The sequence below is a fragment of the Bifidobacterium sp. POST2/T3 (B1) genome, from assembly GCF_058197115.1.
Genome location: NZ_JBVPQK010000205.1, coordinates 1 through 4,900 on the forward strand (window position 1 = coordinate 1; position 4,900 = coordinate 4,900).

The 4,900-nt window shown below is 60.5% G+C and carries 3 protein-coding genes, 1 other RNA gene and 1 pseudogene; 1 reads left to right on the forward strand and 4 read right to left on the reverse strand.

Translation table 11 applies throughout. From position 1 onward, the window contains the following. From topA to ffs, 3 genes are all read right to left on the reverse strand, one after another. Positions 1–1,571, reverse strand: a 1,571-nt coding sequence (gene topA, locus AC0AP0_RS09030) for a type I DNA topoisomerase (RefSeq protein ID WP_490430225.1), incomplete at its 3' end; no start/stop codon positions are given. A 148-nt stretch (positions 1,572–1,719) separates the two neighbouring features. Beyond that, the gene (locus tag AC0AP0_RS09035; protein ID WP_490430226.1) at positions 1,720–2,739 is read right to left on the reverse strand and encodes a phosphatase PAP2 family protein; all 1,020 of its coding nucleotides are present in this window, start codon (positions 2,737–2,739) and stop codon (positions 1,720–1,722) included. A gap of 98 nt (positions 2,740–2,837) precedes the next feature. Continuing rightward, positions 2,838–2,928, reverse strand: an RNA gene (gene ffs, locus AC0AP0_RS09040) — signal recognition particle sRNA small type. Between the two features lie 237 nt (positions 2,929–3,165). On the opposite strand from ffs, the gene glf reads away from it, so the two are divergent. Then, on the forward strand, positions 3,166–4,344 hold the full coding sequence (gene glf, locus AC0AP0_RS09045; protein WP_490430227.1) for a UDP-galactopyranose mutase: 1,179 nt from the start codon (positions 3,166–3,168) through the stop codon (positions 4,342–4,344). Between the two features lie 238 nt (positions 4,345–4,582). Here glf and AC0AP0_RS09050 read toward each other — a convergent pair. Then, a pseudogene (locus AC0AP0_RS09050) lies at positions 4,583–4,900 on the reverse strand (inositol-3-phosphate synthase); the annotation flags it as partial.

The window sequence follows — 4,900 nt, forward strand, 5'->3', positions numbered from 1 at the left end:
GTCGAAATGATGCTGGCATAGGTGGAAGGCCTGCCAATCTCCTTGGCCTCCAGGGTCTTGACCAGAGAGGCCTCAGTGTAACGTGCAGGCGGCTGGGTCTCATGGCCCTCGGGATCGACAGAGGCAGCACGAAGCACGTCACCCTGCTGGACCGGAGGCAGGGAAGAGTCCTCATCATTCTGCTCAGAGCCTGCACCACCCATGGCCTTGAGGAACCCAGGGAACTTGATGACGGTGCCTGAAGCCTGGAAGAGGGCCGTACCCTCCTTGCCAGCCTGCGCCGACAGGTGGATAGTGGCTGTGGACCCGGTGGCGTCAGCCATCTGCGAAGCCAGGGTGCGCCGCCAGATCAGGGTGTAAAGCTTGAGCTGGTCAGGGGCCAGACGGTCGGCAAGATCCTGAGGCCTGTGGAAGGTGGAACCGGCGGGCCGGATGCACTCGTGGGCCTCCTGGGCGCCGGCAGTCTTGGTCACATACTGTTTGGACTCGGCCGAAAGGTATTCGGCCCCGTACTCACGCTCGACCCCCTTGCGGGCAGCAGCGATGGCCTCCTGGGAGAGAGTGACCGAATCGGTACGCATGTAGGTGATAAACCCGTTCTCATAGAGCCCCTGGGCAGCCCGCATGGTGGCCCGGGAACTCATGCCCAGCCGGTTACCAGCCGTCTGCTGCAGGGTAGAGGTGGTAAACGGGGGCTGAGGACGCCGACGGTAAGGCTTGGTCTCCATACCCGTCACTGTGAAGTCCTGATCCTTCAGCGTCTCAGCCAGGTTTCGGGCATGCTGCTCATCCAGCTGCAGGACCTGCTCCTTGGCAGCCGCTTCCGTCAGTCGACCCTTGGAGGTGAAATCCTTGGAAACCGCCAGCCGCTGCTTCCCCAGGCTGATCATTCGGGCCTGAAAACCACCTGGGGACGCCGATTGCCCGGCATCCTCCTGCACCAGACGCGCCAGCAGATCCCAGTAGGAGGCCTTGACGAAGGCCATGCGCTCACGCTCGCGCTCCACAATCAGCCGAGTCGCCACAGACTGCACACGCCCTGCACTCAGTCCCGGACCCACCTTGCGCCAGAGCACCGGTGAAAGCTCGTAGCCATAGAGGCGATCAAGCACCCTGCGGGTCTCCTGGGCATCGACCATGTGGGCATCCACGTCCCTGGTGTGCTTGAGCGAATTCTTGATGGCCTCTGGAGTGATCTCGTGAAAGACCATGCGCTTTACCGGAACCTTGGGTTTAAGGGTCTGGACCAGATGCCAGGCGATGGCCTCCCCCTCCCGATCCTCATCAGTGGCCAGATAAAGCTCGTCGGCGTTCTTCAGCGCCTTCTTGAGCTCGGAGACCGTGTGTTTCTTTTTATCGTCCACGATGTAGTAGGGCTTGAAGCCATCATTCACGTCTACGCCAAACTTGCCGTAGGCCTTCTTCTGGGAGGCCGGGATCTGCGATGGTTGGGCCAGGTCGCGGATATGACCCACCGAGGCCATGACCGTGTAGCCCTTGCCCAGGTACCCGCCGATCTTCTTCGCCTTGGTTGGCGACTCAACAATGACGAGCTTATTGCCGGATGCCATGGCCTCTCCTTATATTGTTGTCTTTCGCACGCCATCTTACTCACGGGGTTCCGTAACCATGCAAATCAAGGGGTCATGTGCACGGGCGTGAAACCCTAGGACTGATGGTGGATGAATCAGAGACGTTCAGTACGCCCAGAGTTCGATCTCAGTCATTTTTAGGCGGAGCCGGGGGCCGACCGACAAGGCCCATCCTGGTCAGAGGCGAGGCCGTAATCTGCCTCATCGCCAGAACCAGACCCAGGGTCAGAGACAGAACCGAGGCCATCAGTATGACCGCTGAGCAGTGAACCCCATAGGCCGTCCACCGGGCACCGATCTCCAGACCAGGGCTGACCTGCCAGATGACATAGCAGGCGTAAATAATCCCTAGGAACCCAGCTACCAGCATCAGGGTGGAAACAATCTGAATCGAAGCCGAGGACATCCTGGTCCCAGGAACATCCATACCGGTCCCCCGAGTGGCAGCCAGTGCAATAAGGCAGAGACCGGTAGGAATGAGAATGCCCATGACCACGTCTGAGGGACGGTGCCAGCCACCCTGCACCAGCGAGCAGCCCACGGACAGGTCAAAGGCGAATCCCACCAAGGCAACAAAGGCCCTCCAAACCCGGGGCACCACACAGAGCAGGGCCAGGACCACCGCCAGAGCGAGGATGGTGTGTCCCGAGGGGGCCGAATTGGCAGCGGAAGCCTGAGCGTGGATCAGCACAGGGCGAGGCAGGTAACGTTTGAGAATGCGTGCCGCCCCGTAGACCACCAGTGCATAAACAGCAACCTGGCCAAGCAGCCACCACCGGCGTCGCACTAGAACCACCACCAGGGCGACAAGGCCCAGCACTACGCAGATCGCCACAGTCACAAAAGGAATGGTGAACAGCCCCAGATAAGCCTTGACAAGTGGTGCCTGGTCAAGGAAGCCACGGAAGTTGGTCAGGGCCATGTCGTCATAGGTCTGCCCGGGAACAGTCCAGACAGCCGCCCACCAGACCAAAGCCGCCAGACCCAGGCAGGCCAGGCCGGCGACCAGGCACAAAACCAAGGCTGAGATCCGGGGACGAGACATCAAGGGATCCTGGTCAACATGACTGCTGGCCGCTTCGGTCTGCTCATTCGGGTCACGGTACCAGGCTTGCTGTACTTCGCCCTGTTTGCGCTTGTTGGTCATACCTCTAGACTCTATCCAACCCCTGGGTCGACATCCGACACCCCGTCCGACGAATGCGCTCCCTTCACGACTCCAACCGGTTCAGTCAGGGCGAATATGGAAAACTCCCACGCACCCGCCAGAGGCCACTTACCCTTGCTGCATTCCTGCCCTGGGGGGATTGGGTGACATAACGCCACGTGAGAGCAAGTCACCATGATAGCAGACAGGCTCCACTTGTCCACTGACAAGCGCCGACCCATCGACACCAGGTGCGTATTCAGTCGATATTGCTGCCCGCCGCTTCCCTGACCAGACCTGTCCGCTAGCATGTAGGCAACAGGATCGCCGCACTCCGAGCGGCTGATCCCGGACCGTGCCGGACCCTGGCAGTAGACAGTAGCCAGCCCGGCATCACAGCGACAAGGGATGGATGGCTGAAGACGAATGGCTGACATGGATGCTGATTTGGTGATTGTGGGCGCTGGCCTGTTCGGTCTGACCGTGGCCCAGCAGGCGGTCGAGCACAGCGGAGCCCGGGTGCGGATCATCGACGTGCGCGACCACATCGGGGGCAATGCTTACTCCTATATGGACGAGGAGACCGGGGCCGAGATCCACAAGTATGGGGCCCACCTCTTCCACACCTCCAATCGCAAGGTCTGGGAGTACGTCAATCGCTTCACCGAATTCACCGACTACACCCACCGGGTCTACACCACCCACAAGGGCGAGGTCTACCCCCTGCCCATCAACCTGGGCACCATCAACCAGTTCTTCCACGCCCACTACACGCCCCAGCAGGCCCGTGAACTGATCCGCGAACAGGCTGGCGAACTGGCCGGGACCGACCCGGGCAACCTGAACGACCAGGGCATCTCCCTGATTGGCCGGCCTCTATATGAGGCCTTCGTCAAGAACTACACGGCCAAGCAGTGGCAGACCGACCCCTCTCAGCTGCCGGCTTCGATCATCAAACGGCTCCCGGTGCGATTCAATTACGACAACCACTACTTCAAGGACACCTGGGAGGGCCTGCCCAAGGACGGTTATACTGCCTGGTTCGAGAGGATGATTGACGACCCGCGCATCCAGGTGAGCCTGAAGACCGACTTCTTCGACAACTCCCAGCCCTGGAACCGGGATGCATTGGTGGGCCAGGTCCCCGTGGTCTACACCGGCCCGGTCGACCGCTACTTCGACTACCGTCTGGGCGAGCTCAAGTGGCGGACCGTGGACTTCAAGGAGCGCCGCTACGACGAAGACGACCACTTCGGCTGCCCGGTCATGAACTTCTCCGATCCTGACGTCCCCTACACCCGTGCCATCGAGTTCAAGAACTTCAACCCTGAGCGTTACGACCAGCAGAACCATGAGCGCACCGTGGTCTGGGAGGAGTACAGCCGCTTCGCCGGCAAGGGCGACGAACCCTACTACCCCATCAATACAGGCGACGACCGGGCCCTCTATACCCAGTACAAGCAGCTGGCAGCCCAACAGCCGAAGGTCGTCTTCGGCGGCCGTCTAGGTACCTACGCTTACTATGACATGCACCAGGTCATCAATTCAGCCCTGGATGCCTGGGACAAGCGGATTGCCCCCCTGGTAGGCCACAACCAGGACTGAGCCGGAACCAGATTCCTACCGACCTTCCAGCGGCAATCCTTGGAGGGAGCCTGCGACCGAAGAGTCCAGCACCAGTCGGAGTCAACAAATCTGAAGCTGCTATTTCAATCCGAATATAAAAAGGCCGACCACTCACGAAAGTGGTCGGCCTTTTTTATAAACCAAGCATCTGCCATCCATGCCCCTGGGACAATCTTCCAAAAGCGCCCCAGAGATCAATCAGACAGAATCCGCAGGCTCAGGCGTGCCAGACATCCTTGCCGTTCTCCTTGGCGGCCTTGACATCGGCATCCAGGGCGCTCTCGTCACCCTCCACCTTGCCGGCGATGTAGTCCTCGACCAACTGGCGAGCCTCGTTGTCCTCATGCTGGACAGCAGGGGACTTCATGAAGTAGGAGCTGGGTGCCAGCACCGGGCCGGCCAGGTGGCGGTCCAGGGCAATCTTGGCGGCACGCAGTGCGTCGATGACGATGCCGGCCGAGTTGGGCGAATCCCAGACCTCCAGCTTGTACTCCAGGTTCAGCGGGACATCACCGAAGGTGGTGCCTTCCAGACG

Coding starts and splice junctions, on each gene's coding strand:
- glf (WP_490430227.1), top strand. CDS start 3,166: ATGGCTGACATGGATGCTGATTTGGTGATTGTGGGCGCTGGCCTGTTC.
- AC0AP0_RS09035 (WP_490430226.1), bottom strand. CDS start 2,739: ATGACCAACAAGCGCAAACAGGGCGAAGTACAGCAAGCCTGGTACCGT.